General features: G+C 69.2%; 26 protein-coding genes. 22 read left to right on the forward strand and 4 right to left on the reverse strand.

Features of this window, described 5'->3' with window-relative positions; translation table 11 throughout:
• Positions 1-7 precede the first annotated feature (7 nt).
• A complete protein-coding gene (locus CURTO8I2_RS04155; protein ID WP_159678913.1) occupies positions 8-1,357 on the forward strand; it encodes an aminodeoxychorismate synthase component I in 1,350 nt (449 codons plus the stop codon).
• A gap of 15 nt (positions 1,358-1,372) precedes the next feature.
• Here the strand turns inward: CURTO8I2_RS04155 and CURTO8I2_RS04160 are convergent, their stop codons facing one another.
• Entirely contained in the window at positions 1,373-1,708 is a 336-nt protein-coding gene (locus tag CURTO8I2_RS04160; protein ID WP_159678915.1) for a hypothetical protein, read from the reverse strand.
• A gap of 131 nt (positions 1,709-1,839) precedes the next feature.
• On the opposite strand from CURTO8I2_RS04160, the gene mltG reads away from it, so the two are divergent.
• Genes mltG through CURTO8I2_RS04180 form a run of 4 tightly spaced genes read left to right on the forward strand, consistent with a single transcriptional unit; the run spans position 1,840 to position 4,967 of the window.
• Complete coding sequence (gene mltG, locus CURTO8I2_RS04165) at positions 1,840-3,018, forward strand: endolytic transglycosylase MltG (protein WP_159678917.1); 1,179 nt, start codon at positions 1,840-1,842, stop codon at positions 3,016-3,018.
• Positions 3,015-3,656 (forward strand): dTMP kinase, encoded by a 642-nt coding sequence (gene tmk, locus CURTO8I2_RS04170; protein ID WP_159678919.1) that lies wholly within the window; start codon positions 3,015-3,017, stop codon positions 3,654-3,656. The genes mltG and tmk overlap by 4 nt, the downstream gene beginning before the upstream one ends.
• Positions 3,653-4,585, forward strand: a complete 933-nt coding sequence (locus CURTO8I2_RS04175; RefSeq protein WP_159678921.1) for a DNA polymerase III subunit delta' — start codon at positions 3,653-3,655, stop codon at positions 4,583-4,585. Before tmk ends, CURTO8I2_RS04175 begins: the two co-directional genes overlap by 4 nt.
• A 22-nt stretch (positions 4,586-4,607) precedes the next feature.
• Positions 4,608-4,967: a PilZ domain-containing protein gene (locus CURTO8I2_RS04180; protein WP_159678923.1), complete on the forward strand. Its 360-nt coding sequence runs from the start codon at positions 4,608-4,610 to the stop codon at positions 4,965-4,967.
• A gap of 45 nt (positions 4,968-5,012) precedes the next feature.
• On the opposite strand, the gene CURTO8I2_RS04185 is transcribed toward CURTO8I2_RS04180, so the two are convergent.
• A complete protein-coding gene (locus CURTO8I2_RS04185) occupies positions 5,013-5,276 on the reverse strand; it encodes a hypothetical protein (RefSeq protein WP_159678924.1) in 264 nt (87 codons plus the stop codon).
• A gap of 77 nt (positions 5,277-5,353) precedes the next feature.
• On the opposite strand from CURTO8I2_RS04185, the gene CURTO8I2_RS04190 reads away from it, so the two are divergent.
• Entirely contained in the window at positions 5,354-5,935 is a 582-nt protein-coding gene (locus CURTO8I2_RS04190) for a TetR/AcrR family transcriptional regulator (RefSeq protein ID WP_159678926.1), read from the forward strand.
• A 42-nt stretch (positions 5,936-5,977) separates the two neighbouring features.
• Here the strand turns inward: CURTO8I2_RS04190 and CURTO8I2_RS04195 are convergent, their stop codons facing one another.
• The gene (locus CURTO8I2_RS04195) at positions 5,978-8,059 is read right to left on the reverse strand and encodes a 3-hydroxyacyl-CoA dehydrogenase NAD-binding domain-containing protein (protein WP_159678927.1); all 2,082 of its coding nucleotides are present in this window, start codon (positions 8,057-8,059) and stop codon (positions 5,978-5,980) included.
• 276 nt (positions 8,060-8,335) lie between these two features.
• On the opposite strand from CURTO8I2_RS04195, the gene rpoE reads away from it, so the two are divergent.
• From rpoE to recO, 10 genes are all read left to right on the forward strand, one after another.
• Positions 8,336-8,962, forward strand: a complete 627-nt coding sequence (gene rpoE, locus CURTO8I2_RS04200; protein WP_159678929.1) for an RNA polymerase sigma factor RpoE — start codon at positions 8,336-8,338, stop codon at positions 8,960-8,962.
• Positions 8,959-9,912, forward strand: coding sequence for a sigma-E factor negative regulatory protein (locus CURTO8I2_RS04205; RefSeq protein ID WP_159678930.1), 954 nt, complete (start codon positions 8,959-8,961; stop codon positions 9,910-9,912). Before rpoE ends, CURTO8I2_RS04205 begins: the two co-directional genes overlap by 4 nt.
• 87 nt (positions 9,913-9,999) lie before the next feature.
• Positions 10,000-11,553 (forward strand): Do family serine endopeptidase, encoded by a 1,554-nt coding sequence (locus CURTO8I2_RS04210; protein ID WP_343161349.1) that lies wholly within the window; start codon positions 10,000-10,002, stop codon positions 11,551-11,553.
• A 191-nt stretch (positions 11,554-11,744) separates the two neighbouring features.
• Complete coding sequence (lepA, locus tag CURTO8I2_RS04215; RefSeq protein ID WP_201295527.1) at positions 11,745-13,541, forward strand: translation elongation factor 4; 1,797 nt, start codon at positions 11,745-11,747, stop codon at positions 13,539-13,541.
• 61 nt (positions 13,542-13,602) lie between these two features.
• A complete protein-coding gene (gene lepB / locus CURTO8I2_RS04220) occupies positions 13,603-14,397 on the forward strand; it encodes a signal peptidase I (protein ID WP_159678934.1) in 795 nt (264 codons plus the stop codon).
• 28 nt (positions 14,398-14,425) lie between these two features.
• Positions 14,426-14,806, forward strand: coding sequence for a DUF4845 domain-containing protein (locus CURTO8I2_RS04225; protein WP_159678936.1), 381 nt, complete (start codon positions 14,426-14,428; stop codon positions 14,804-14,806).
• A complete protein-coding gene (gene rnc / locus CURTO8I2_RS04230) occupies positions 14,790-15,473 on the forward strand; it encodes a ribonuclease III (RefSeq protein ID WP_159678937.1) in 684 nt (227 codons plus the stop codon). Before CURTO8I2_RS04225 ends, rnc begins: the two co-directional genes overlap by 17 nt.
• 66 nt (positions 15,474-15,539) lie before the next feature.
• A complete protein-coding gene (gene era, locus CURTO8I2_RS04235; protein WP_159678938.1) occupies positions 15,540-16,445 on the forward strand; it encodes a GTPase Era in 906 nt (301 codons plus the stop codon).
• 12 nt (positions 16,446-16,457) lie between these two features.
• Positions 16,458-16,895 carry a GFA family protein gene (locus CURTO8I2_RS04240; RefSeq protein WP_159678939.1) on the forward strand — a complete coding sequence of 146 codons (438 nt, stop codon included), beginning with the start codon at positions 16,458-16,460 and terminating at the stop codon, positions 16,893-16,895.
• Positions 16,896-16,910: 15 nt separating this feature from the next.
• Complete coding sequence (gene recO, locus CURTO8I2_RS04245) at positions 16,911-17,627, forward strand: DNA repair protein RecO (protein ID WP_159678941.1); 717 nt, start codon at positions 16,911-16,913, stop codon at positions 17,625-17,627.
• 3 nt (positions 17,628-17,630) lie between these two features.
• Here recO and CURTO8I2_RS04250 read toward each other — a convergent pair whose 3' ends face one another.
• Entirely contained in the window at positions 17,631-18,368 is a 738-nt protein-coding gene (locus CURTO8I2_RS04250) for a response regulator (RefSeq protein WP_159678942.1), read from the reverse strand.
• A 32-nt stretch (positions 18,369-18,400) separates the two neighbouring features.
• Here CURTO8I2_RS04250 and CURTO8I2_RS04255 point away from each other — a divergent pair, with 32 nt between their 5' ends.
• The 6 genes from CURTO8I2_RS04255 (at position 18,401) to CURTO8I2_RS04280 (ending at position 24,761) form a co-directional block, all read left to right on the forward strand.
• Complete coding sequence (locus CURTO8I2_RS04255; protein WP_159678944.1) at positions 18,401-20,428, forward strand: hypothetical protein; 2,028 nt, start codon at positions 18,401-18,403, stop codon at positions 20,426-20,428.
• A gap of 33 nt (positions 20,429-20,461) precedes the next feature.
• Entirely contained in the window at positions 20,462-21,061 is a 600-nt protein-coding gene (locus tag CURTO8I2_RS04260) for a YdbL family protein (RefSeq protein ID WP_159678945.1), read from the forward strand.
• A 117-nt stretch (positions 21,062-21,178) separates the two neighbouring features.
• Positions 21,179-22,516, forward strand: coding sequence for a 23S rRNA (uracil(1939)-C(5))-methyltransferase RlmD (rlmD, locus tag CURTO8I2_RS04265; RefSeq protein WP_236550997.1), 1,338 nt, complete (start codon positions 21,179-21,181; stop codon positions 22,514-22,516).
• A gap of 7 nt (positions 22,517-22,523) precedes the next feature.
• The gene (locus CURTO8I2_RS04270) at positions 22,524-23,027 is read left to right on the forward strand and encodes a CYTH domain-containing protein (RefSeq protein ID WP_159678948.1); all 504 of its coding nucleotides are present in this window, start codon (positions 22,524-22,526) and stop codon (positions 23,025-23,027) included.
• A gap of 190 nt (positions 23,028-23,217) precedes the next feature.
• On the forward strand, positions 23,218-24,204 hold the full coding sequence (gene nagZ / locus CURTO8I2_RS04275; protein ID WP_159681546.1) for a beta-N-acetylhexosaminidase: 987 nt from the start codon (positions 23,218-23,220) through the stop codon (positions 24,202-24,204).
• Positions 24,201-24,761 (forward strand): hypoxanthine-guanine phosphoribosyltransferase, encoded by a 561-nt coding sequence (locus tag CURTO8I2_RS04280; RefSeq protein ID WP_159678950.1) that lies wholly within the window; start codon positions 24,201-24,203, stop codon positions 24,759-24,761. The genes nagZ and CURTO8I2_RS04280 overlap by 4 nt, the downstream gene beginning before the upstream one ends.
• Positions 24,762-24,846: the final 85 nt, after the last annotated feature.

Consider the following 24,846-nt stretch of genomic DNA (forward strand, 5'->3'; position numbering starts at 1 on the left):
CGTCGCCGTGCTGATCACCTGTCCGCTGCCTGCCGAGACCGACCTGCTGGCGCTGCAACGCGCGGCGCCCGCGCGTCACCCGCTACTGCTGCAATCGGTGGCGCACGGCACTGCGCATGCGCGCTGGGATCTGCTGCTGGGGACGGATGGCACGCGCCTGCAGCTGGATGTCGATGGCGTCACCCGGGATTCGGCGGGCACCAGCGTCGATGGCGATTTTCTCGCTGCGCTGGATGCCGCGTGGTCCGGCCTGCGCACGCCCCGCGAAGAACCGCGCTGGCCATTCCGAGGCGGCTGGGCGCTGTATCTGGGTTACGAACTGGCGGGGCAGGTCGAGCCGGTGCTGGATCTGCCGGCCGCGGTCGGTAGCTTGCCGGTCGCAGTGGCCTGGCGTTGCCCGGCTGCGGTATTGCGGGATCACGCGACCGGCGAATGCATCGCCGTTGCCGAGGCCGGCGCCGATGCGTTGCTCGCCGAGCTCGTCGCGGCTGCAGGCGCCACCGTCGCGTCCCCGCCGTCGTGGCATCCGCCGGAAGCGCTCGATGAAGACGCGCCTGCGCGTTTCACCGACGGCGTGCGCCGGGTGCTCGACTACCTCGCGGCCGGCGACGTGTTCCAGGCGAACCTGTCACGCGGCTGGCAGGCGCATTTCGACGGTCCGCTCGATCCGTCGGCGTTGTACGCACGCCTGCGCGAACACAATCCCGCGCCGTTCGCCGGCCTGCTGCAGGGCGAAGGCTGGGCGGTGGCGAGTGCCTCGCCGGAACGGCTGGTGTCCGTGCGCGGCGATCTGGTCGAAACGCGCCCGATCGCCGGCACCCGCGCACGCTTTGACGGCGACGACGATGTCGCGCGCGTGCAGGAGCTCGTCGGGCATCCGAAGGAACGCGCCGAGCACGTGATGCTGGTCGATCTCGAACGCAATGACCTGGGGCGCGTCTGCGTGCCGGGCAGTGTGGAAGTCGACGAACTGATGTGCGTGGAGAGCTACGCGCACGTGCACCACATCGTCAGCAACGTCCGCGGCCGCCTGCGCGCTGACGCCACGCCGGGCCGCACGATCGCCGCGGTGTTCCCCGGCGGGACGATCACCGGCTGTCCTAAGGTGCGCTGCATGCAGATCATCGCCGAGCTCGAAGGGCAGGGCCGCGGCGCCTACACGGGCGCGATGGGCTGGCTCAATCGCGATGGCGACCTGGATCTGAACATCCTGATCCGAAGCGCGGAAGTCGAGGGCGACACCGCGCGCTTCCGCACCGGCGCCGGCATCGTGGCGGACTCCGATCCGGACCGCGAACTGGATGAAACACGGGCCAAGGCCCGGGGCACGCTGCGGGCGCTCGGCGTCGCCGACTGATCCTAGAGACGCGCGTCAGTCGATCCGCGCCATCGCGCGCAGCCGCGGTTCGCCTTCGCCCACCCCTTCCATGTCCGTCCGCAGGCCATTTTCGTAGCCGCCGCCGCTGCCCGAGTACAGCAGCCACACCGGGCTCTCGTTGCGCAACACGTCGAGTGCATTGTGGAAATCATCGAGGTGGTAATGCAGCGAGGGCGCCACCCCCTGGATGGCGTCCTCGGGCAGCGTTTCGCCGTTGGCATGGAAGACCAGCTGGCCGATCGAGCCGCTGTCGCCGTGCAACCAGATGCGCGGCGGGAAGCGGTTGGCCGAATACATCACCTGGTAGCGGGTGATCCGGGTCTGCTGCATGGCACGCTCCGCGGGGAAGTCCGTCTCCGTCACAGACGGCGGAAGCCGCGCCCAGCGGCCATGCCTTGCATGGCCGTTCGCCGGCCACGGTATCCTGCACCCCCTTTCCGCATCGACGGCCCACGCCGCCCATGACCGACTCCGTACCGCCACGCACCCGCCGCCGCATCGGCAAGAGCCTGCTCGGCGGGCTCGTGATCGTCGCGCTGCTGGCCGGCCTGTCCGCCTGGTTCCTGCATGCGCGCTACACCCGCTTCGCGGACGCGCCGCTGGCCGGCTTGGCGACCGACGGCACGCTGGTGGTCGCACGTGGCGATTCGTTCCAGCGTGTGCTCGGTCGCCTGCGCGAGGCGGGCGCGGTGGAAGGCCACGAACTCGAGTGGCGGGTGCTGGCGCGAGAGCTGGGGGCCGATGCGCGTCTCCAGGTCGGCGAGTACCCGCTCGATCCGACGACGACGCCACGCGACCTGCTGGTGCGCATGCGCGACGGCAAGGTCATCCACCACCGTTTCACGATCGTCGAAGGCTGGAACATCCGCGAACTGCGTGCCGCGCTCGGTCGTGCGACCCCGCTGGTGCAGACGCTGCAGGACATCGACGATGCCGCGCTGATGGACGCACTCGGCAGGGCCGGCGTGCATCCGGAAGGCCGTTTCCTGCCCGAGACGTATCTCTACACGACCGGCGACAGTGACGTGGACCTGCTGCGCCGCGCGAATGCCGCGCTGGAGACCGCCCTCGACCGCGCGTGGGACTCGCGCGCCGAAGGTCTCGAACTGCAGAATCGCGAGCAGGCGCTGGTGCTGGCGTCGGTCATCGAGAAGGAGACCGGCATCGCCGAAGAACGTCCGGCGATCTCCGGTGTGTTCAATCGGCGTCTGAAGATCGGTATGCGGCTGCAGACCGATCCCACCGTGATCTACGGCATGGGGACCGCCTACGACGGCAACATCCGTCGCAGCGACCTGCAGACCGACACGCCCTACAACACCTACACCCGCGACGGCCTGCCGCCGACCCCGATCGCGATGGCCGGTGCCGCCGCGATCCACGCCGCCACGCATCCGGCCGATGGCGACGCGCTGTACTTCGTCGCCGTCGGTGACGGCAGTGGCCGGCACGTGTTCTCGCCGACCTATGCCGCGCACAACGTCGCGGTGCGCGAGTACGTGCGCCGCTACCGCTCGAAGTTCGGGCAGGGCGATGCGAGCAGTGGCAATGCGGGCGAAGCAGCCGCCGGCGGCGACGCCGCGCCGCCGAATGCGATTGAAGTGGAAGCGGCCACCGGCGCAGCGGAATCGGACGGGTGAGCGCGCTGCAGACGTATCCGCGCTTCGTGACGGTGGAGGGCGGCGAGGGCGCCGGCAAGACCACGGTGCTGCGCGCCCTGCGCGACGCGCTGGCGGTCGATGGCAGCGAAGTGGTGTGCACGCGCGAGCCTGGCGGCACGCCGCTGGCGGAGCTGATCCGCGGCCTGCTGCTCGATCCCGGCCATGAACCCGCGCGCCCGGACACCGAACTGCTGCTGATGTTCGCCGCGCGCAGCCAGCACGTGCGCGAGACCATCCTGCCCGCACTGGAACGCGGCGCCTGGGTGATCAGCGACCGGTTCACCGATTCCAGCTACGCCTACCAGGGCGGGGGGCGTGGCATCGATCCGGCGCGCATCGCCGCCCTCGAAGCCGCCCACGTCGGCATCGCGCCGGCGATCACGCTGCTGCTCGATCTGGGCGTGGCCCAGGGCCGCGAACGCGCGCGCGCGCGCGACGCGCGACCCGATCGCATCGAGGCCGAGCAGGACGCGTTCTTCGAACGCGTGCGCAGCGCGTTCCTCGCACGGGCGCAGGCCGAGCCGCAGCGCATCCGCGTGATCGACGCGACCCGCGCGGCCGATGTGGTCGCCGCCGAGGCGGTGCAGGCCCTGCATGCGGCGCGGGTGGCCGCATGAGCGCGCATCCTGTGTTCGCGCCCTGGCAGGCGCGCATCCACGACCAGGTCCGCAGCGCACTCGACAGCGGCCGGCTCGGTCATGCCTTGCTCTTCTGCGGGCCGGCGCGCCTCGGGAAACGCGCGGTCGCCGACGCGCTCGCCGGGCATGTGCTCGGTCTCGACCGCGAGGTGCGCAGTGCGCAATTGCTCGCGGCCGGTACGCATCCGGATTTCCACAGTGTGTCGTTCGTGCCGACCAAGGACGGCACCAAGCTGCGGACCGAGATCGTCATCGACCAGATCCGCGAGCTGTCGACCAAGCTGTCGTTGACGCCGCAGTACGGCAGCGCGCAGGTGGCGATCGTGGATCCGGCGGACGCGGTCAATACGTCCGCCTGCAACGCGCTGCTGAAGACGCTGGAAGAACCGCAACCCGGGCGACACCTGTGGCTGGTCGCGGCCAATCCGCTGCGCCTGCCCGCGACGATCCGCAGCCGCTGCCAGCGCATCGAGTTCCGCCTGCCGCCGAGCGAGGAAGCGCTGGGGTGGCTTGCGGGGCGCGGCCATCGTGACGCCGACGCAGCCGAGGCGCTGGACGCCGCGCGCGGCCATCCGGGGCTCGCCGCCGAATGGCTCGATGGCGGCGGCATGGCATTGCGTCGCGAGGTCGCCAAGGATCTGGCGGGCGTGGCGAAAGGCGATCTGCCCGTGGTGGCGACCGCGCAGCGCTGGGCGAATGGCGACGATGCCGCGGAACGCGTGTCGCATGCCGCCGATCTCGCGCTCGCGCGGGCGTCCGGCTTGACCGATGTCGCGGGAATCGGGAAGCTGGCCGCGTGGTTCGACGCCGCCAACCGCACGCGTGATCTGCTCAGGACCACAGTGCGCGCCGATCTCGCGATCACCGAGCTGCTGCTCGCCTGGCGCGGCGCCGTCGCCCGACACTGACTTCTTTCGCTGGAAACCGACCATGAGCGCAACCGCTGCTGGGGCACGACAGGGCATCCTGTCGCTCGCCGTCAAGGACAAGGCCGCGCTGTACAACGCGTACATGTCGTATCTCAAGCACGGTGGCATCTTCGTGCCGACGCCGAAGCGCTACTTCCTCGGTGACGAAGTGTTCCTGCTGCTGACGCTGCCCGAATCCAGCGACCGTCTGCCGACGGCGGGCAAGGTCGTGTGGGTGACGCCCGCCGGCGCACAGGGCAATCGCACGGCCGGCGTGGGCGTGCAGTTCGCCGATACGCCGGAAGGCGATGCGGTCAAGAACCGCATCGAGACACTGCTCGCCGGTACGCTGCAGTCCGAGAAGTCGACCCACACGATGTGATGTCGCGCCCCGCCTGGCGCGGGCAGACGCGCGCGGCGGCGCCGCTCAGCGTGCGTCGTCGAGCATCGCGCGCAACGCGGGATGCCGGATCTCCATGACCTCGAACAGGCCCGCTGCGCGCAGGTACACCGCGCGGCGCAGCAACTCGTCCTCGTAGCGGCGTCGCAGGGTCTCGTCGTCGACCTCTTCGATCGCCAGACGCGCGAGTTCGGTGAATTCTTCCATCCATCCGATCGCCGCATAGGCGTCGGACGCGGCCGGCTGCAGGCGGCGCGGCGGCTGTCTCGACGGGTTCGGCAGGGCGTGCATGGACTGTCCTTCAGGATCACTAAACCGACTGGACGGTATAGTCTAGAATCCGGATTCTTCCGTCAAGACGTGAGCGCATGACCAGCCGAAAGCCCCGCAGTGACGCTCGCGCGCGCATCCTCGATGCGGCGCTGGCCGTGTCCGATCGCGTGGGTGCGGCGCACCTGACACTCGACGCGGTGGCGGCCGAGGCGGGCGTCAGCAAGGGTGGCCTGCTGTATCACTTCGCGAGCAAGGAGCTCCTGCTCAAAGGCGTCGTGGAACACCACATGGACCAGCACCAGCGGGATCTCGAGCTGGCGCAGACCATGTTCCCGGATACGCCCGCCGGCTACCTGCAGGCGTTCGTGCACGCCCAACGTCACGGACTGGAAGCCAAGCGGCTGCACGGTCCGAAGGCGACGCAATCCTTCATCGCTGCGGCGGTCAACACGCCGGACCTGATGGACTCGCCCCGGCAGTATGCCGCCGCCCATGGCCGGCGGCTGCGCGAGCTGGGCCCCGATTTCATCGAGGCGCTGCTGGTGACGCTCGCGTTCGACGGGCTGTTCTTCGGTGATGCGTTCGAGATGCTGGATCTGACGGCGTCGGAGCGCGCGGCGTTGATCGCAGCCCTCGAATCGCGCGCCGCGGCACTGGCGAGCCGACGCCCGGACTGATGCTGCGCACGGCTGCGTCGGGCGACGCAGCCGGCGGTCGACTCATGCCGGGCGTGGAACCGGCTGCAGGGCCGGGCTGTCCCAGCCCGGACGCGGCGCGAACCGGTCGCCGTGACGCGCCTGCAATGTGCGCAGTCGCTCCACGATGACGTCGGCGCCGGTCTCGCGGATGTACTGGATCGGGCCGCCGCGGAACGGCGCGAAGCCGGTACCGAAGATCACGCCCGCATCGAGCAGATCGGCGTCGGCGACCACGCCGTCGTGCAGTGCGGCCACGGCCTCGTTGAGCAGCGGCAGGATCAGCCGGTCCTGCAGATCCTCCGGCGCCTTGAAATCCTTCGGCAGCTCCGGCTTCTGCGCCTTGCCGTCGACCCAGGTGTAGAGACCCTGGCCGTCCTTCTTGCCGCGCTGACCGGGCTCGGGGGGCGTGGCCAGCGACGCGGGAATGCGCAGGCCGAGGAACGGTGCAAGCTCCTGGCCGACGCCCGAAGCGACGTCGAGGCCCACGGTATCGATCAGTTCGATCGGCCCCATCGGCATGCCGAAATCGACCGCGGCCCTGTCGATCGCCTTGCCCGGAATACCTTCGGCGTAGGCGCTTGCCGCTTCGAGCATGTACGGAAACAGCAGGCGGTTGACCAGGAAACCCGGGGTGCCGGCAACCGGCACGGGCAGCTTGTCGATCGCCTTGCAGAACGCCGCCAGCCGCTGCGCGGTGACCTCGTGGACCGCATCGTGGTGGACGATCTCGACCAGCGGCATCGACGCGACGGGATTGAAGTAGTGCAGGCCCGCGAACTGGCCCGGACGCTGCACTCCGCTGCGCAGTTCGTCGAGCGGAATCGATGAGGTGTTCGTCGTCAGCAGTGCGTCCGCCGGCAGACGCGGTTCGACGTCGGCATAGAGCCCGCGCTTGGCATCGGCGTTCTCGACGATCGCCTCGATCACCAGATCGGCATCGGCGATGCCGTCGCCGGCGAGATCGGAGCGCAGCCGTGCGGCCACTTCGGGGCGCTTGGCGGGATCCTTTACCTTCTTCTCGAACAACGTCGCGGCGCGGGCCTGCGCTTTGTCGATGAATGGCTGCTCGCGGTCCTGCAGGGTGACGTCGAAGCCCTTGTAGGCCGACCACGCAGCGATGTCGCCGCCCATGACACCGGCGCCGATGACGTGCACGCGCCGGATCGGCTGTTGACCGCTGGCCACTTTGCCGCCCAGGCCTTTGAGACGTTCCATCAGGAAGAACACGCGCGTGAGGTTGCGCGCGGTCGGGGTGCCGGCGAGCTTGACGACCGACTTGCGCTCGGCATCCAGCAGGCTGCGCGTGTCGCCCGAGGCGCGGCGCCAGGTCTCGATCATCGCGTAGGGCGCCGGATAGTGCTGTTTCTTCGCCTTGCGCGCGACCTGCTTCACCAGCACCGGCGCGAGCGCCTGGCGCGCTGGCCAGATGTTCGTGGCCCAGCCCATGAAGCGTTGCTTGAACGGACGCGTCGCGCCCTTGCGCGCGAGCGCGATTGCCGCATCGACGATCAGCGCCGGCTCGACGACCTTGTCGACCAGACCGATCCCGCGCGCGGCCTTCGCCGACAGGGCGCGACCGGTCAGCATCATGTCGAACGCGGCCGGTGCCCCGACCAGTCGCGGCAGGCGTACGCTGCCGCCCCAACCCGGATAGATGCCGAGCTTGACCTCAGGCAGGCCGATCTTGGTCGACGGATCGTCGCTGGCGACGCGGTAGTCGCAGGCCAGCGCGATTTCCGTGCCACCGCCCATGCAGAAGCCGTGGATCGCGGCGACCGTGGGGCAGGGCAGTTCGGCCAGGCGCTGGAACGCCATCTGGCCGCGGCGGATCGAATCGCCGATCGTGCCCTTGGCATCGAACGCCTGGAATTCGCGGATGTCGGCGCCCGCGATGAAGCCCTTCGCCTTGGCCGACCGGATCACCAGCGCCTTCGGCGGATCGAGGGCCAGGCGTTCGAGCAGGGCGTCGAGCTCGATCAGCACGTCCTGCGCGAACGTGTTGACCGATTCGTCGGCCCGGTCGAAGGACAGCACGAGCACGCCGTCTTCGCGCGGCTCGGCTTGCCAATGACTGAAGCGAAGCCCGTCGAGGCCTGCGAACATACGGCACCATTCTTGTCGGTATGGGGGATCGGTCTATGATCCCGAGGTTGCGCGAGCGCCGTCAAATCGGCGCTTGAAAGCAGCGTTTGAGTCGATCGTCGCGCAACGCGTCGGTGGGAAGCGCTTTCATGACTTGCGGGGCGCGGACGCCGCCCCAAGAACATGCAGCACGGTGACGCGGCGACGATGCCACACCGCCTGTGACGGAACTTTTCGCGCAGCGCCCTGTCCTAACTACCCGAGCCAGGCCGGGTGCCCCAAGGAGATCCGGCCCCGATGGTCGACGCACACCACAGCCAGGAGCGGATTCAACTGGACGAGGAACTGGTCAGACGGGTACAGGCAGGCGATGCCTCGGCATTCGATCTGCTGGTGCGCAAGTACCAGCACCGGATCGCGGCGCTGATCGGGCGTTACGTGTCCGACTGGAGCGAGGTGCAGGACGTGGCCCAGGAAACCTTCATCCGCGCGTATCGCGCGATGGGGAACTTCCGCGGCGACGCGCAGTTCTATACCTGGCTGCACCGGATCGCGGTCAACACCGCGAAGAACCATCTGGTGGCGCATAACCGCCGGCCGCCGACCGACGACATCGACATCGAGGACGCCGAGCATTTCGACAGCGGCATCCGCCTGCGCGACAGCGACACGCCCGAGCGCGAATTGATGCGTCAGCAGCTGGAACAAAGGGTGATGCGCGCGGTCGAAGCACTGCCCGAGGAACTTCGGGTCGCGATCAACCTGCGCGAGGTCGACGGTCTGAGCTACGACGAGATCGCCGAGCGCATGGGGTGCCCGATCGGCACGGTGCGCTCCCGGATCTTCAGGGCGCGCGAAGCGATCGATCGCGAACTGCGACCTTTGATGGACACCGAAACACAAGTGGAGCGCGTGACCCGATGAACACTGCCGACGACATCGATACCCTGCAGATCGGCCCCGACCCCGACAAGCTCGAGCGGTTCCATCGCCAGCAACTGTCGGCGATGCTCGATGGCGAGCTGTCGCAGGACCAGGCGCGGTTCCTGCGCCGTCGCCTCGAACACGATGCCGAACTCGCCGGCTGCTTCGAGCGCTGGCAGGTCTGCGGCGACGTGCTGCGCGGCCGCCAGGTCTCGCTGTTGCCGCCCGATTTCGCCGACCGCATTACGCGTGGCATCGCCGCGGGTGAGGTGTTGATCGCACCGGTCGCGTCTGCGAAGCGCCCCCGTCTGCTGCGTTGGGGCGGCGGCGCCGCGCTGGCCGCATCGGTCGCGCTGGTTGCGCTGTTCGTCGGCCGTCCGGGCGCGTCGTTCGGCGATGCAGACGAAATGCTGCCGATGGCGGCCGAAGCTGCGCCCGTCGGAGCAGTGCCCGCGCCTGTCCAGGACGCAACCGCCGATGCCTCCGCGCTCGTGGCCGCGTCGCCGGTCGAAGCCACCGCAGCGGTGGCGGGTGCTGCTGCGCTGGCAGTGGCTGAAGTGCCGCGTCGCGGTAACGGCGATCGCGCCTCGCGCGGCCAGTCGCAGCGCGCCGCATTGCGCAACCAGCAGACGCGCCAGGCATCGCAGTCACGCATGGTCGCGTCTGCGACGCCGCCGCGGCCTGCGGTGCAGAACGAGAGCGCCGCGGGGCGTGTGCTGGCGTCCACATCGGCGATTGCGACCGGTCTGCCGGAAGCGCCTGCCGTGTCGCGTCCGTGGCCGAGGGCCTCTTCGCTGTCGGCGAACAGCAGCTTCTCGGTGCGCTATGGCGATGCGTTCGCGGCGCCGTCGTGGGATGCGCCGCAGGCGTCGGGCAGCAGCAATGTGCTGCCGAGCTTCCCGGTCGATCCCGCCGACGCCGCGCGGCCGCAGGCGCGCCCGCTGCCCTGAGCAGTACCGCGCCGTTTTCCGACGCCCTTCGCGGTCACGCGTGGCTGTTGCAGCGCGCCGCACCGTATTTCCCCCTCAGAGTCCGCCATGTCCTCGATGAAGAAGTCCCTGCTCGCGATCTCGCTGGTGGCCGCGCTCTCCGCCGGCACCACTGCCTTCCTCCTGCCTGACGCCACCGCGCAGTCCGGTGCGCAGACGCCGGCCGATGCCGCCGCCAGCGTCTCGTCGACGCCCGAGGCGCCGCTGGTCTCGGGCCTGCCCGATTTCACCCGCCTGGTCGAGCGCGTGGCGCCGGCCGTGGTCAGCATCGAGTCGACGATCGGTGCGCGCCAGACGCGCGGCCAGCAGATGCCGGACGACGCGCAGATTCCCGAAATCTTCCGCCGTTTCTTCGGCCCCGGCTTCGAAATGCCGGGTGGTCCGGGCGGTCCGGGGCGGGGTGGCAGCGCGCCGCGCGGTACCTCGATGGGGACGGGCTTTCTCATCTCGGCCGATGGCTATCTGCTGACCAACCACCACGTCGTCGACGGTGCGGAAGAGGTCAAGGTGCGGCTGTCGGACCGCCGCGAGTTCACCGCCAAGGTCGTCGGCAGCGACGCCGAGTCCGACGTCGCGGTGCTCAAGATCGACGCGACCGGCCTGCCGACGCTGCGCTTCGGCAACGGCGCGAGCGTCAAGCCCGGCCAGTGGGCCGTCGCGATCGGCTCGCCGTTCGGCTTCGAGCAGTCGGTGACCGCCGGCATCGTCAGCGCCGTGGCCCGATCCAACCAGTACGCCGACCAGCGCTACGTGCCCTTCATCCAGACCGACGTGCCGATCAACCAGGGCAATTCCGGTGGTCCGCTGCTGAACGTGTCGGGCGAGGTGATCGGCATCAACTCGCAGATCTTCAGCAACTCCGGCGGCTACATGGGCGTGAGTTTCGCGATTCCAATCGATCTGGCGGCGAACGTGGCCGAGCAGATCAAGAAGACCGGCAGCGTGCAGCGTGGTTCGCTCGGTGTGCAGGTATCCAACGTGACCCCCGAGGCCGCTGCCGGGTTCAAGCTGCCCGACACCCGGGGTGCGCTGGTGCAGGAAGTGCTGCCAGGCAGTCCGGCGCAGCGGGCCGGCATCGAACCGGGTGACGTGATCCGCGCCGTCGACGGGACCGAGATCATCGCGTCGAGCGAACTGCCGCCTCTGGTGGGTGGCAAGACGCCGGGTACGAAGGTGCGGATGCAGGTCCTGCGCGAGGGCCGGACCCGCGACTTCGATGTCACCCTGACCGCGCTCGAGTCGGGCGCCGCGTCGGCGAACAGCCGTGATGCGCAGTCACCGTCGCCGGCTTCAGCGGCGAGCGGCAATGCGCTCGGCCTGACCGGGCGCGATCTCGACGCCGCCCAGCGTCGCCAGTTCGGGCTTGCCGGTGACGAGGGCGTCCTCGTCGCCAGCGCCGGCCGTGGCGCGGCGGCGAATGCCGGCATCGCGCAGGGTGACGTGATCCTGCGTGTCGGCCGCACGCCGGTAGGCAGCGCGGCCGCGCTCGACCGGGCGCTGCAGAGCGTCCAGCCGGGCGACACGGTGATGCTGCTGGTGCGCGGACGGGGTGGCGCGACCCAGTACCGTGCGGTGACGCTCCCGGAAACCGCCGAGCGCTGATCGCACGCGTTCCTGCTCGACTTCGACGGCCCGCGCATTCCGCGCGGGCCGTTTTCGCATGCGCGCGGCGCTTGTTGGTGAACTGCGCGCCGGGCCCGATCCGCCGCCCGCGTGCGACCCGGGCGCTGTGCGATAATCGCCCGTTACCTTTTCGACGACGGCCCGGCCGCCGCCCAATGACCCACGATCCGATGCGGAACATCCGCAACTTTTCCATCATCGCCCACGTCGACCACGGCAAGTCGACGCTCGCCGATCGCATCATCCAGCTCTGCGGCGGCCTCCAGGCGCGCGAGATGGAGGCGCAGGTGCTCGACTCGAATCCGATCGAACGCGAGCGCGGCATCACGATCAAGGCGCAGTCGGTCTCGCTGCCGTACAAGGCGCGCGACGGGCAGATCTATCATCTGAATTTCATCGACACCCCCGGCCACGTCGACTTCTCCTACGAGGTCAGCCGGTCGCTGGCGGCGTGCGAAGGCGCGCTGCTGGTGGTCGATGCCGCCCAGGGCGTCGAGGCGCAGTCGGTCGCCAACTGCTACACGGCGGTCGAACAGGGGCTGGAAGTGATTCCGGTGCTCAACAAGATCGACCTGCCGACCGCCGACATCGAGAAGGCCAAGGCCGAGATCGAGGCGGTGATCGGCATCGACGCCGAAGACGCGGTCGCGGTGAGCGCCAAGACCGGCCTCAACGTGGAGGAAGTGCTCGAAGCGATCGTGCACCGCATTCCGCCGCCCAAGCCGCGCGACACCGATCGCCTGCAGGCGCTGATCATCGACTCCTGGTTCGACAACTATCTGGGTGTGGTGTCGCTGGTGCGTGTAATGCAGGGCGAGATCACGCCCAAGAGCAAGATCCTGGTGATGTCGACCGGGCGCACCCACGACGTCGACAAGGTCGGCGTGTTCACGCCCAAGCGCAAGGAACTGCCGGCGCTGCGCGCAGGCGAGGTGGGCTGGATCACCGCGTCGATCAAGGACGTCCATGGCGCGCCGGTCGGCGACACGCTGACCCTGGCCGCCAAGCCGGCCGAGAAGGCGCTGCCCGGTTTCCAGGAAATGCAGCCGCGCGTGTTCGCGGGGCTGTTCCCGGTCAACGCCGAGGACTTCCCGGATCTGCGCGAAGCGCTCGACAAGCTGCGCCTCAACGACGCCGCGCTGCGTTTCGAGCCCGAGAGTTCCGAGGCGATGGGGTTCGGGTTCCGCTGCGGCTTCCTCGGCATGCTGCACATGGAAATCGTGCAGGAACGGCTGGAGCGCGAGTACGACCTCGATCTGATCAGCACCGCGCCGACGGTGATCTACGAGGTGCTCAAGACCGACGGCGAAGTGATGCCGCTCGACAACCCGGCCAAGCTGCCGCAGGCGAACCTGATCGAGGAAGTACGCGAGCCCATCATCCGCGCCAACATCCTCACGCCCGAGGCCTACATCGGCGCGATCATCAAGCTCTGCGAAGACAAGCGCGGCATGCAGATCGGCATCCAGTACCTGGCCAGCCAGGTCCAGATCAGCTACGAGCTGCCGATGGCCGAGGTGGTGCTCGATTTCTTCGACAAGCTGAAGTCCGCCAGTCGCGGTTACGCATCGCTGGACTACCACTTCGTGCGGTTCGACGCCGGCCCGTTCGTGCGCGTGGATACGCTGATCAACGGCGACAAGGTGGATGCGCTGTCGCTGATCGTGCATCGCAGCCACGCCGATCGCCGCGGCCGGGAGTTGACCGAGAAGATGAAGGAACTCATTCCGCGCCAGCAGTTCGACGTGGCGATCCAGGCCGCGATCGGCGCGCAGGTCATCGCCCGTACGACCGTCAAGGCACTGCGCAAGAACGTGCTGGCCAAGTGTTACGGCGGCGACATCTCGCGCAAGAAGAAGCTTCTGGAAAAGCAGAAGGAAGGCAAGAAGCGCATGAAGCAGGTCGGCCGCGTGGAGATTCCGCAGGAAGCCTTCCTGGCGGTCCTGAGCACGTCGCGCGACTCCTGAATCGTGTTTTCATAGTGGCGGCCCAGCGCGGCCGTCCGGCCCCGTGTTTCGAGGATGCTGCATGAAATGGTTTGAGACCGCCCTGGTCGTGCTGACGCTGCTGACCGGCGTCATCTGGCTGCTCGACAAGCTGGTGCTGGCCAAGGCACGTGCGCGTCGCGCCGGACTGATCGAGGAAAAGGAACCGATCGTCGTCGATTACGCGAAGGCCTTCTTCCCGGTCCTGTTCGTGGTGCTGATCCTGCGCAGCTTCGTGTCGGAGCCGTTCCGCATTCCGTCCAGTTCGATGATGCCCACCCTTCTGATCGGTGACTTCATCCTCGTCAACAAGTTCAGTTACGGCATCCGCCTGCCGATCACCAACAAGAAGATCATCGACATCGGCGAGCCGGCGCGTGGTGACGTGGTGGTGTTCCGCCCGCCGCAGCATCCCGACCAGGACTGGATCAAGCGCGTGATCGGGCTGCCCGGCGACACCGTGGAGTTCCGCGACAACACCGTGTTCGTCAACGGCACGCCCTTCGACTACACGCGCGTGGGCACCTACGAGGGTGCGGGCCGTGGCGCGGAGATGACCGGCGCCTCGCTCTACACCGAGCAGATGCCCGGCCGCAGCCATCAGGTGCTGCAGATCGACCAGGCCGCGCCGTTCCATCTGGGCGAGGGCACGTTCCACGTGCCGCAGGGGCATTATTTCGTCATGGGCGACAACCGCGACCGCAGCGATGACGGCCGCTTCTGGGGTACGCTTCCCGAGACCCAGCTGCGTGGCAAGGCGTTCCTGATCTGGATGAACGTCGATACCGCTGCGCCGGGCTGGGTCGACTGGGGAAGGATCGGTCAGAGCATCAAATGACCAATGGCATCGGCTTGAGGGGACGTCCATGAAACGCACGCAACGCGGCATTACCCTGCTGGGATTCATCATCGTCCTGGCAGTCGTCGGCTTCTTCGCCTATGTCGGCATGAAGCTGTTTCCGATGTATTCGGAGTACTACAGCGTCAAGGCCGCGCTCAAGGGGCTGGCCAGCGAGCCCGGCACCGCCGCGTCGGATCCTGCGCGCATCCAGGACCTGTTCTTCCGTCGGCTGTACATCAGCTACTCGGAGAACGTGAAGCCCGAAAACGTGAAGATCCGCCGCGCCGACAACGGCTGGCAGATGGACGTGCAGTACGAGGTCCGTCGGCCGCTGATCTTCAATCTCGACGTCGTGGGCAAGTTCCACGCGACCCAGACACTGGTCCGCGGTGGCGACGGAGTTTGACCGTCAGCAGGGCCGGTTCGCCGGGCACGTCTTCCGTGATCCGGATCTGCTGACCCAGGCGCTGACGCATCGCAGCGCCGGCGCGCCGCACAACGAACGTCTGGAGTTTCTCGGCGATGCCGTGCTCGGTGCACTGGTCGCCGAGTCGCTCTATACCCGCTGGCCGGGCGCCGACGAAGGCACGCTGACCCGCGCGCGCGCGGAACTGGTCCGCGAATCGTCGCTGGCCGCGGTCGCGCGCGAGCTCGATCTCGGCGCGCGCCTGGTGCTGGGCCCGGGAGAACTGAAGTCGGGCGGCCATCGCCGCGACTCGATCCTGTCCGATGCGCTCGAGGCCGTGATCGCCGCGATCTACCTCGACGCCGGCCTGGAGGTGTGCCGGGTAACCGTGTTGCCGCTGTTCGAGAAGACCATGGTCGCGCTCGCCAGCGGACGCGTCGCCAAGGACGCCAAGACGCGGTTGCAGGAATGGCTGCAGGGGCGGCAGAAGGCGCTGCCGGTGTACGAACTGCTGTCGGAAAGCGGCGAGGAACACGCCAAGACGTTCCTGGTGCGGTGCGCGCTCAATGATGCGGGCGTCGCGGCGGAGGGCCAGGGCAGTTCCCGGCGCGCGGCCGAGCAGCAGGCGGCAGAAGCGGTGATGGGGCTGCTCGAAACCCCGCGCTGACCTCCGGCACTGCCCGCGGCGAACCCCGGTCGCGTCGCGCCTCCGGCATTTCCGTAGAATGCCGGCATGACCGAACCCCACACCCCGTCCCACCACGCCGGCTACGTCGCCGTCATCGGCCGACCCAATGTCGGCAAGTCCACCCTGGTCAACGCGCTCGTCGGCGCCAAGGTGAGCATCGTCTCCAACCGGCCGCAGACCACGCGCCACCGCCTGCTCGGCATCGCGACGTTCCCGGAGGGCCAGCTGCTGCTGGTCGATACGCCCGGCATCCATCGCGAACAGAAGCGCGCCATGAACCGGATCATGAACCGCGCGGCGCGCGGTGCGCTGGAAGGCGTCGATGCGGCGATGCTGGTCGTCGTGGCCGGGCGCTGGGACGACGAGGACAGCCTCGCGTTCGACGCTCTGCACGAGGCCGGCGTGCCGGTGGTGCTGGTGGTCAACCAGGTCGACCGGATCAAGGACAAGACGACGCTGCTGCCGTATCTGCAGAAGGTCACCGAAGGCCGCGATTTCGCAGGCGTCGTGCCGTTGTCCGCGCTCAAGCGCAAGGGCCTGGAACAGCTCAAATCGACCGTGCTGCCGCTGGTGCCGGCGCAGGACGCGCTCTTCGGCGAGGACGAGATCACCGACAAGAGCCAGCGCTTCCTGGCCGGCGAACTGGTGCGCGAGCAGCTGATGCGTCAGCTGGGCAACGAGCTTCCGTATGCGACCACCGTCGAGATCGAGAGCTTCTCCCTCGATGGCGCGATGCTGCGGATCGGCGCGGTGATCTGGGTCGAGCGCGAGGGCCAGAAGGCGATCGTCATCGGCAAGGCCGGCACCCGGCTTAAGGACATCAGCACGAAAGCGCGCATGGGCATGGAACGATTGTTCGATGCCAAGGTCTTCCTGGAAACCTGGGTCCGCGTGCGCGAGGGCTGGTCGGACGACGAGGCCGCGCTCAAGGCGCTGGGCTACGGTGACTGAGGCCCCGCACGCATGAGCGGCATTGCAGACAGCGACGAGCGCCTGCGCGGCCGCTGCCTGTGCGGCGGGATCACCCTCAGCGTGCCGGCCGGTGCGCACGCGATCCACGCCTGCCACTGCGGCGCATGCCGACGTTGGCACGGGGGCCCTGCGCTGGTCCTGCAGGCCGTTGACGACCTGCGCATCGAGACCGGCGACACGCTCGTCCGCCGGTTCGCGTCCTCGCAATGGGCCGAGCGCGCGTTCTGCGGCGCCTGCGGCAGCAGCCTGTTCTTCCACAGTACCGGCGACGGCCAGCACTATCTGTCCGCCGGCCTGTTCGATGCGATTGCCGGTGCGCGGTTCGAGAGCGAAATCTTCATCGAGGCCAAGCCCGACTGGTACGCGCTCGAAGGCGCCGCCGAGCACCTGACGGGCGAGGCGTTCCTGGCCCGCATCGGCGCCGGCTGACGCGAACCGCGGGCCATGCGCATCGAGGACCAGCCGGCGTTCGTGCTGCATGCGCGCCCGTGGCGCGAGACCAGCCTGCTCGTCGAGGTGCTGACGCTGGACCACGGCCGGCTGGGGCTGGTCGCGCGCGGTGTGCAGGGCCCGAAGAAGCACGTGCTGCGCGCTGCGCTGCAGCCACTGCAGTACATCCGCCTGACCGCAGTACTGCGCGGCGAGCTCGCCCAGCTGCAGTCGGCCGAAGCGCTCGACGCGGCGCCGCGTCTCTTCGGCGATGCGATGCTGGCCGGGTTCTACATCAACGAGCTGGTGCTGCGCCTCGCGCCGCGACAGGACCCCGCGCCGGAACTCTTCGAGGCACTCGCGACCGTACGGCAACGGTTGACGGGCGATGGACTGGCCTGGACGCTGCGCCGGTTCGAGCGCGATCTGCTCGAGGCGATCGGCCTCGGGTTCGCCCTGGACACCGACGGCGACGGGAACGCGATCGAACCGGCCGCGCGCTACCGGCTGGATCCCGAGCATGGCCCACGTCGCCTGCAGCGGGACGGCGAGGCTGCCGACCGCAGCGCTGCGGCGACGGGCCATGCGTTGCTGGCGCTGGCGGCCGACACCGCGCCGGACGTGGCCGACATGGCCAGCCTGCGGCGCGCCCTGCGCGCGGTGCTGTCGCATCACCTGGGACCGCGCGGGCTGAAATCGTGGGAGCTGGCCGCGACCCTCCCGCGACGCTGAGCGTCAGGCGGGCGGTGCGTGTGCGCTCGTGCGGGTGGCGTCGAGCGTCTCCAGGAACGCCTGCAGCGCGCTCGTCGACGTGGGATCGACGTGCAGGACACGCGCCGCGAGCCCGAGACGTTCGGCGCCGACGAAGCCGCAGCCTGCGCGCAGGCGGTGCAGGTCGCCCCGGATGGCACTCGCATCCCCCGCCGTGGCCGCGGCGGTGATCCGCGAGCGGGTGCCATCGAGCTCGCCGAGGAAGAGTTCGCGCAATCCGCGCACGTTGCGACCGTCGCCGCCGACCGCCGCCAGCGCGGTGTCGCCGTTCCACAGCGGCGCGACGCCGCTGCGACGCGCGTCGGGGAGCGGCGCAGCCTGGGAGGGCGACCGCGCGTGCGGGCGCTGCACCAGCACGCCGCGGATCGCGTCGAGCCAGGCATCAGGCGCCACGGGTTTGCTGATCGCGAGGGCGAACCCTGCGGCCCGCAGCGCGTCGAGTTCACGACGCTCACGTGCCGCGGTGTGGGCGATCGCAGGCGTCGCGCGGCCGTCGGCGCGCAGGCGCGCCAGCAGACCACCGCCGGTGCCGTCGGGCAGGTTGGCATCGATCAGCCAGGCGTCGTAGGCGTTCACGCTCGCCAGTGCGTAGGCGGCCTCGACCGAATCGGCGACATCGACGTCGGCGGGCAGTGCGGCACTGGCGGCTTGCAGGAAACTGCGGCTTGTAGGGTCGTCCTCGACCAGCAGCAATCGATTCATCGCGTCCTCGATGTGGCGGGTATCCTGCGGCCATGCCGCGCCCCGTTGTGACGATCCTAACGCTGTTTCTCGCCTGTGTGCCGCTCGCGGTGCAGGCGCAGTCGATGCAGATGCGGATCGCCCGGGTCGATGTGGCCGGCACGCAGTTGCGGGATGTGCGCCTGGCGCTGGACTGGCCGGCCGATGCGCCCGAAGGCCGGCTGCGCCTGCAGGCCGGCGAACTCGACGCGGGCGGGCTGGGCTGGCATTTCCGCGATCTGGACTGGCGGTGCCCGTTGCGGCGCGAGACCACCGGCGACGATGCCCGGTGGCGCTGCGACGGACCACTGCGTACCGGCCGGGGGGCGCCGTTGCATCTGGCGCTGTCGCTGGACGCGGCGACCACCACGGCGGCGTTGTCGGGCGGCGGGGCGCGGGTCGGCCTGTCACGCAACGCCGCGACGCCCGACGCCACCCGGATCGATCTGCGGCGCGTGCCGGCCGCGTGGGTCGATGCGCTGGTCCGCGCAGGCTGGACGACGGCGCGCCTGACCGGCGGCACGCTGGACGGCACCGTCCGGATCCACACGCCGGCCGCCAGCCCGCTGCGCGTGGACGCGGATCTCGAGATCGCGGGACTCGCCCTGGAAACCGAGGACGGCAGCATCGCGGCCGGCGATGTCGACGCGGAAGTCGGCGTGCGCCTGCTGCTGCCCGACGATGCCCTCGATGCGCGTATCGATGGACAACTGCACGGTGGCGAACTGCTCGCCGGCAACGCGTATGTCGACTTGCCGGATGCGCCGGTGGGCATCGGTCTCGACGTGGCGCGCGCAGGCGAGGGCGACTGGCACCTGTCGCGTCTGGAATGGCGCGACGGCGACACGCTGCGCGCCGATGGTGAGGCACGCCTGACCCCCGCGTTCGGAATTTCCGCACTCGCGCTCACGGTGTCCAGCGACGATGCGACGGCAATGCCGGGCCGGTATCTCGCCGGCTGGCTCGGGCCCGCCGGCGTCGCGGGGTTGTCGCTGGCCGGCGGGTTCCGCGCCGGACTGGTGATCGAGGCAGCGACCCTGCGCAGTGGCGAAGTGGCCTTCCACCGGCTCGACATCGCCGACGCGGATGGCCGGTTCCAGCTCGACAGGCTCGACGGCGCGGTCCGGTATTCGGCCGCATCGCCCGTGCGCAGCGCGTTCGCCTGGCGTGGTGGCGCGCTCTACGGCATGCCGTTCGACGCAGCGGCCTGGAGCCTGGAAAGCGGTGGTGGAATGCTGCGGCTGCGCGAGCCGGTCGCGTTCTCGTTCCTGGGCGGAGAGATCGGCTTCGAATCGCTGCAACTGCAGCCGCCCGCCGACGATGCGGGTCTGCGCCTGCAGACCGCGCTGCGACTCGATGCACTCGACATCGGCGTGCTCGCGCGGTCCCTCGACTGGCCTGCATTCGAAGGCACGCTGGGCGGCGAGATTCCGACCGTGCGCTACGCCGACAACCGCATCGATTTCGGCGATGGCCTGTCGATGACGCTGTTCGACGGTCGCGTCGACGTGGCGTCGCTGGCGATCGAACGGCCGTTCGGGGTGTTGCCGACGGTCACCGGAGATCTCGCGCTGTCGGCGCTCGACCTGCAGGCGCTGACCGGCGTGTTCGGTTTCGGCAGCATCGAGGGGCGCCTGCACGGGCGCATCGACGAGCTGCGTCTGGTCGACTGGAATGCGACCGCGTTCGACGCCGAGCTGCACACCGAGCGCGTGCCGGGCGTGCGCCAGCGCATCAGCCAGCGGGCCGTGCAGGACATCTCCAGCGTCGGCGACGCGTCGTTCGTCACCACGCTGCAGGGCAGGGCGATCGCACTGTTCGACGACTTCGGCTACCGCGGCATCGGTATTTCGTGCCGTCTGCGCAACGCCGTCTGCCGGATGGGCGGCCTGCGTTCAGAGGGCAACGCCTTTACTATCGTCCAGGGTGCAGGACTGCCACGGCTGGACGTCGTGGGTTTCAACCGCGACGTCGACTGGCCTACGCTGGTCGAGCGTCTCGCAGCCGCCGCGGGCGGCGACGTCGCACCGGTCATCGAATGACCGTGTCTACGAATTTCTGACAGGAGAGTGTCGATGGCGCGTTGGATGGGGTTACCGGTCGTGGCCGCACTGGCGTTGACCGCCTGCGTGACGATCAATGTCTATTTCCCGGCTGCAGAAGCCAAGGAAGCGGCGCGCGAGTTCGTCGAGAACGTGATCGGCGACCAAGCGCCCGCCACCGAAACGCCACCTGCGACCGTGCCCGGTGGCGGCATGGCGCACACCTCGACGCGGTTCGACCCCTGGATGCTGATCGGCATCGGCAGCGCCCAGGCGCAGACGCCCGACATCAGTATCCGCACGCCGGCCATCCAGGCGATCCAGGCCCGCATGGAGCAGCGCTTCAACGGCACGCTGCGTGCGCATTTCGACTCCGGTGCGCTGGGTTTTGGCGGCAACGGCACGATCGTGGTGCGCGACGCCTCGCAGCTGCCGATCAAGGACCGCGTTGCGGTGAACTCGGCCGTCGCCGACGACAACAGAGACCGGCAGGCGGTCTACCGCGAGATCGCGGTCGCCAACGGCCATCCCGAGTGGGAGTCGCAGATCCGCGACGTGTTCGCACGGCAGTGGATCGCGAGTGCGCGTCCCGGCTGGTGGTACCAGCAGGGTGGGCGCTGGACGCAGAAGTAGGGCGCACCAGCGATGCGTACGAAGGCCGCCTGCGGGCGGCCTTCTGCGTTCCGGCCGGGCAGCCCGCGCGCCGCTTCTGCGACAATACGCGGCCCTTCTGCCCGCAGCCTTCGCCACGTGGCCCGCAAACGTCTCGATCAGACCCCTTTCGAGGTCGATGTCCTCAACCTCACCCACGACGGCCGCGGCGTTGCGCGCCTGCCCGATGGCAAGGCGCTGTTCGTCACCGGCGCGCTGCCGGATGAGCGTGTCGTCGCCCAGCGTTTCGCGCGTTCGCGCAGCTTCGACGAGGCGGTGACGCTCGAGGTGTTGCGCGCCTCCGAACACCGCATCACCCCGCGCTGCCCGCATTTCGGCACCTGCGGGGGCTGCGTGCTGCAGCACCTCGATGCCGAGCAGCAGATCATCGCCAAGGACCGCGTGCTGCGCGAGAACTTCGAGCGCATCGGCCACGTCACGCCGAAGCGCTGGATGGCGCCGCTGGTCGATCACGCCTGGGGCTACCGCCGCAAGGGCCGGTTCTCGGTGAAGCGGGTGGAGAAGAAGGACAAGACGCTGGTGGGCTTCCGCGAGCGCGATCCACGCTTCGTGGCCGAGTTGCAGGAATGCCACACGGTGATCGCGCCGATCGCCGCGATCATCCCCGCGCTGGCACAGCTGATCGACGGCATGGACGCGCGCAGCACCCTGCCGCAGATCGAATTCATCGCCGGCGATCCGCGCCCCGAGTTCGACGGCATCGCGCTGGTGTTCCGCCATCTGCAGCCGCTGGTCGAATCCGATGTGGCGGCGCTGCGCGCGTTCGGCGAGCAGCACCGCATGGCGATCTTCCTGCAGCCCGGCGGCAACGACAGCGTGCATGCGCTGTGGCCCGAAGCGCCGGCGCTGTCGTTCCGGCTCGAGGACTGGGACATTGAACTGAAGTTCCGGCCGCTGGATTTCATCCAGGTCAACGCCGGCCTCAACCGCACGATGATCGCGCGCACGCTCGAGCTGCTCGATGTTCAGCCCGAGGACCGCGTGCTCGATCTGTTCTGCGGTCTGGGCAATTTCACCCTGCCGCTGGCGCGTCGCGTGCGCGAGGTGGTCGGCGTGGAAGGCGAGGCCGGGCTGGTGGCGCGGGCGAAGGAAAACGCCGCGCACAACGGACTGGGCAACGCCCAGTTCCACGCCGCCGATCTGACCCAGGACCAGCGCAGCGCCTCGTGGATGCGTCAGGGCTTCGACAAACTGCTGCTCGATCCGCCGCGCTCGGGCGCGATCGACGTGTTGCGCCAGCTGCCGCTGGAGCGCTTCAAGCGCATCGTCTATGTCAGCTGCCACCCGGCATCGCTGGCGCGCGACGCCGGCTATCTGGTCAACGAACGCGGTTGGACGCTGGCCGATGCCGGGGTCATGGACATGTTTCCGCAGACCGCGCACGTCGAATCCATCGCCCTGTTCGAGAAGCGCTGAGCACCGCATGGGCATCGAGATCGAACGCAAGTTCCGCGTCGCGTCCGACGCCTGGCGCGCGGCCGCGCATGCGGTGGTGCCGATGGCGCAGGGCTATCTCAACGACGCCGCGTCGATCACCAGCGGCGCGCAGCATGCCTCGGTGCGGGTGCGCATCGAGGGCGATGTCGCCTTCCTCAACATCAAGTCGCGCGAGGCCGGCACCACTCGGCAGGAGTTCGAACTGCCGCTGCCGGTCGACGACGCGCACGCGCTGCTGAAGCTGTGCGTCGGCGGGCTGGTGGAGAAGTGCCGGCACCTGGTCCGCCACGGGGCGCACCTGTGGGAAGTCGACGAATTCCTCGGCGACAACGCCGGTCTCGTCGTGGCGGAGATCGAACTCGACGATGCCGATGAAGCCTTCGATCGTCCGGACTGGCTCGGCGCCGAGGTCACCGCGCATCCGCGCTATTTCAACCTCGCGCTGGCCGCACGTCCGTTCTCGCGCTGGGACGCGGCAGAGCGCGACTGAACGCGTCCGTGGCGCAGCGGCCGCGGACGCGGCAGGACGGGCACGACGGGCGTTGCGTTGCCCGCGACGTGTCTCCCTTCCCGGCGCGCTGACTGCGACTGAACACGTTGCCAGTCCCGGCGGCACGCGCGTCCGCATCTGCGACAATGCCCGTCCGCGCCATGGGGCGTGTTCGATGGAGAAGTCCGCAATGCTCGTGATCGGCGTCGCCGGCACCGAACTCACCGCGCAGGAGCGCGACTGGCTGCAGCATGACGCGTGCGCCGGCGTGATCCTGTTCAAGCGCAACTTCGCCTCGCGCGCGCAGATCGCCGAACTGTCGGCCGCGATCCGCGACGCCGCGCCGCGTCCGCAGCTGGTCTGCGTGGACCAGGAGGGCGGGCGCGTCCAGCGCTTCCAGGACGGCTATTCCGAACTGCCGTCGCTGGCCGGATTCGGCGCGCAATACCTGGCCGATCCCGGTGCCGCGATGGATGCCTCACGCGCGCATGCGCGCCTGATGGCGCAGGAAGTGCGCGCCAGCGGCGTGGACCTGAGCTTCGCGCCGGTGGTCGACGTCGGCCACGGCAATCTCGCGATCGGCGACCGGTCGTTTTCCGAAGATCCCCGAATCGTCGCCGCGCTCACGCGCGCCTACGTCGAAGGCATGCACGAGGCCGGCATGGCCGCCACGCTCAAGCACTTTCCCGGCCACGGCTCGGTGCGCGAGGACACGCATTTCCACGACGCCGTCGACAACCGGAGTCTCGATGCGATCCGCGCGCACGATCTGGTGCCGTTCGTGGCCGGCATCGATGCCGGCGCCGATGCAGTGATGCTCGCGCACGTGGTCTACCCGCAGGTCGCGCCGGAACCGGCCGGCTATTCGCCGCTGTGGATCAACACGATCCTGCGCGAACAGATGGGCTTTCGCGGCGTCGTGTTTTCCGACGACATCGGCATGGCCGCGGCGTTCTCCGCCGGCGGCATCCAGTCGCGCGTCGACGCGCACCTCGACGCCGGCTGTGACGTCGTCCTCGTCTGCCATCCGGAACTCGTCGCCGAATCGCTGGCCGCGGTCGAAGGCCGCACCCTCAACACCATGGCGCTGACCGGCCTGATCGGACGCGGTCCGCTCGGCTGGGACGGCGCGCTCGCCGGTGACGCAGCCGCCCCCCGTACGGGAGATCTCGCATGAACATTCCACGCCTCGACGACGTGATCGACACCGCCGACCTGCTGTTCGACCGCGATGCGCTCGAAGACGCCATCGAAGCGATGGCCGAGGAGATCGCCGACGAGTACGGCGACGACGACGTGCCGCCGGTCTACATCACGATCATGCACGGCGGCATGCCGTTCGCCGCGCAGCTCGCGTTCGCGATCGGCGAGAACGAGGTCGACCTCGAATTCGACTATCTGCATGCCACGCGTTACCGCGGCAACACCACAGGTTCGGGCCTCGCCTGGCTGCATCGTCCCGCGACGCCGCTGCAGGGCCGGCGCGTGCTGCTGGTCGACGACATCCTCGACGAAGGGCACACCCTCAAGGCCGTGCGCCAGTGGGTCGAAGACCAGGGCGCGACCGACGTCCGCGTCGCCGTGCTCGCGGTCAAGGTGCACGACCGCGGCGTGGACGGCGTGGAAGCCGATTACGTCGGCGTCGAAGTGCCCGACCGCTATGTGTTCGGCTACGGCATGGATTTCCACGAGCAGGGACGCAACCTGCCGGGGATCTACGCGCTGGCGGAGTGACGCGCCGGCGCAGCGCTCGGCTGTTGTCGCGCAGACGTGCCGGGGCCGGTGTCCTGGGCGCCGTTCGGTGCGACCTCGCCGGGTG

Origin of the sequence: Luteimonas sp. 9C (assembly GCF_902506295.1) — a bacterium.
Lineage (GTDB): Bacteria > Pseudomonadota > Gammaproteobacteria > Xanthomonadales > Xanthomonadaceae > Luteimonas.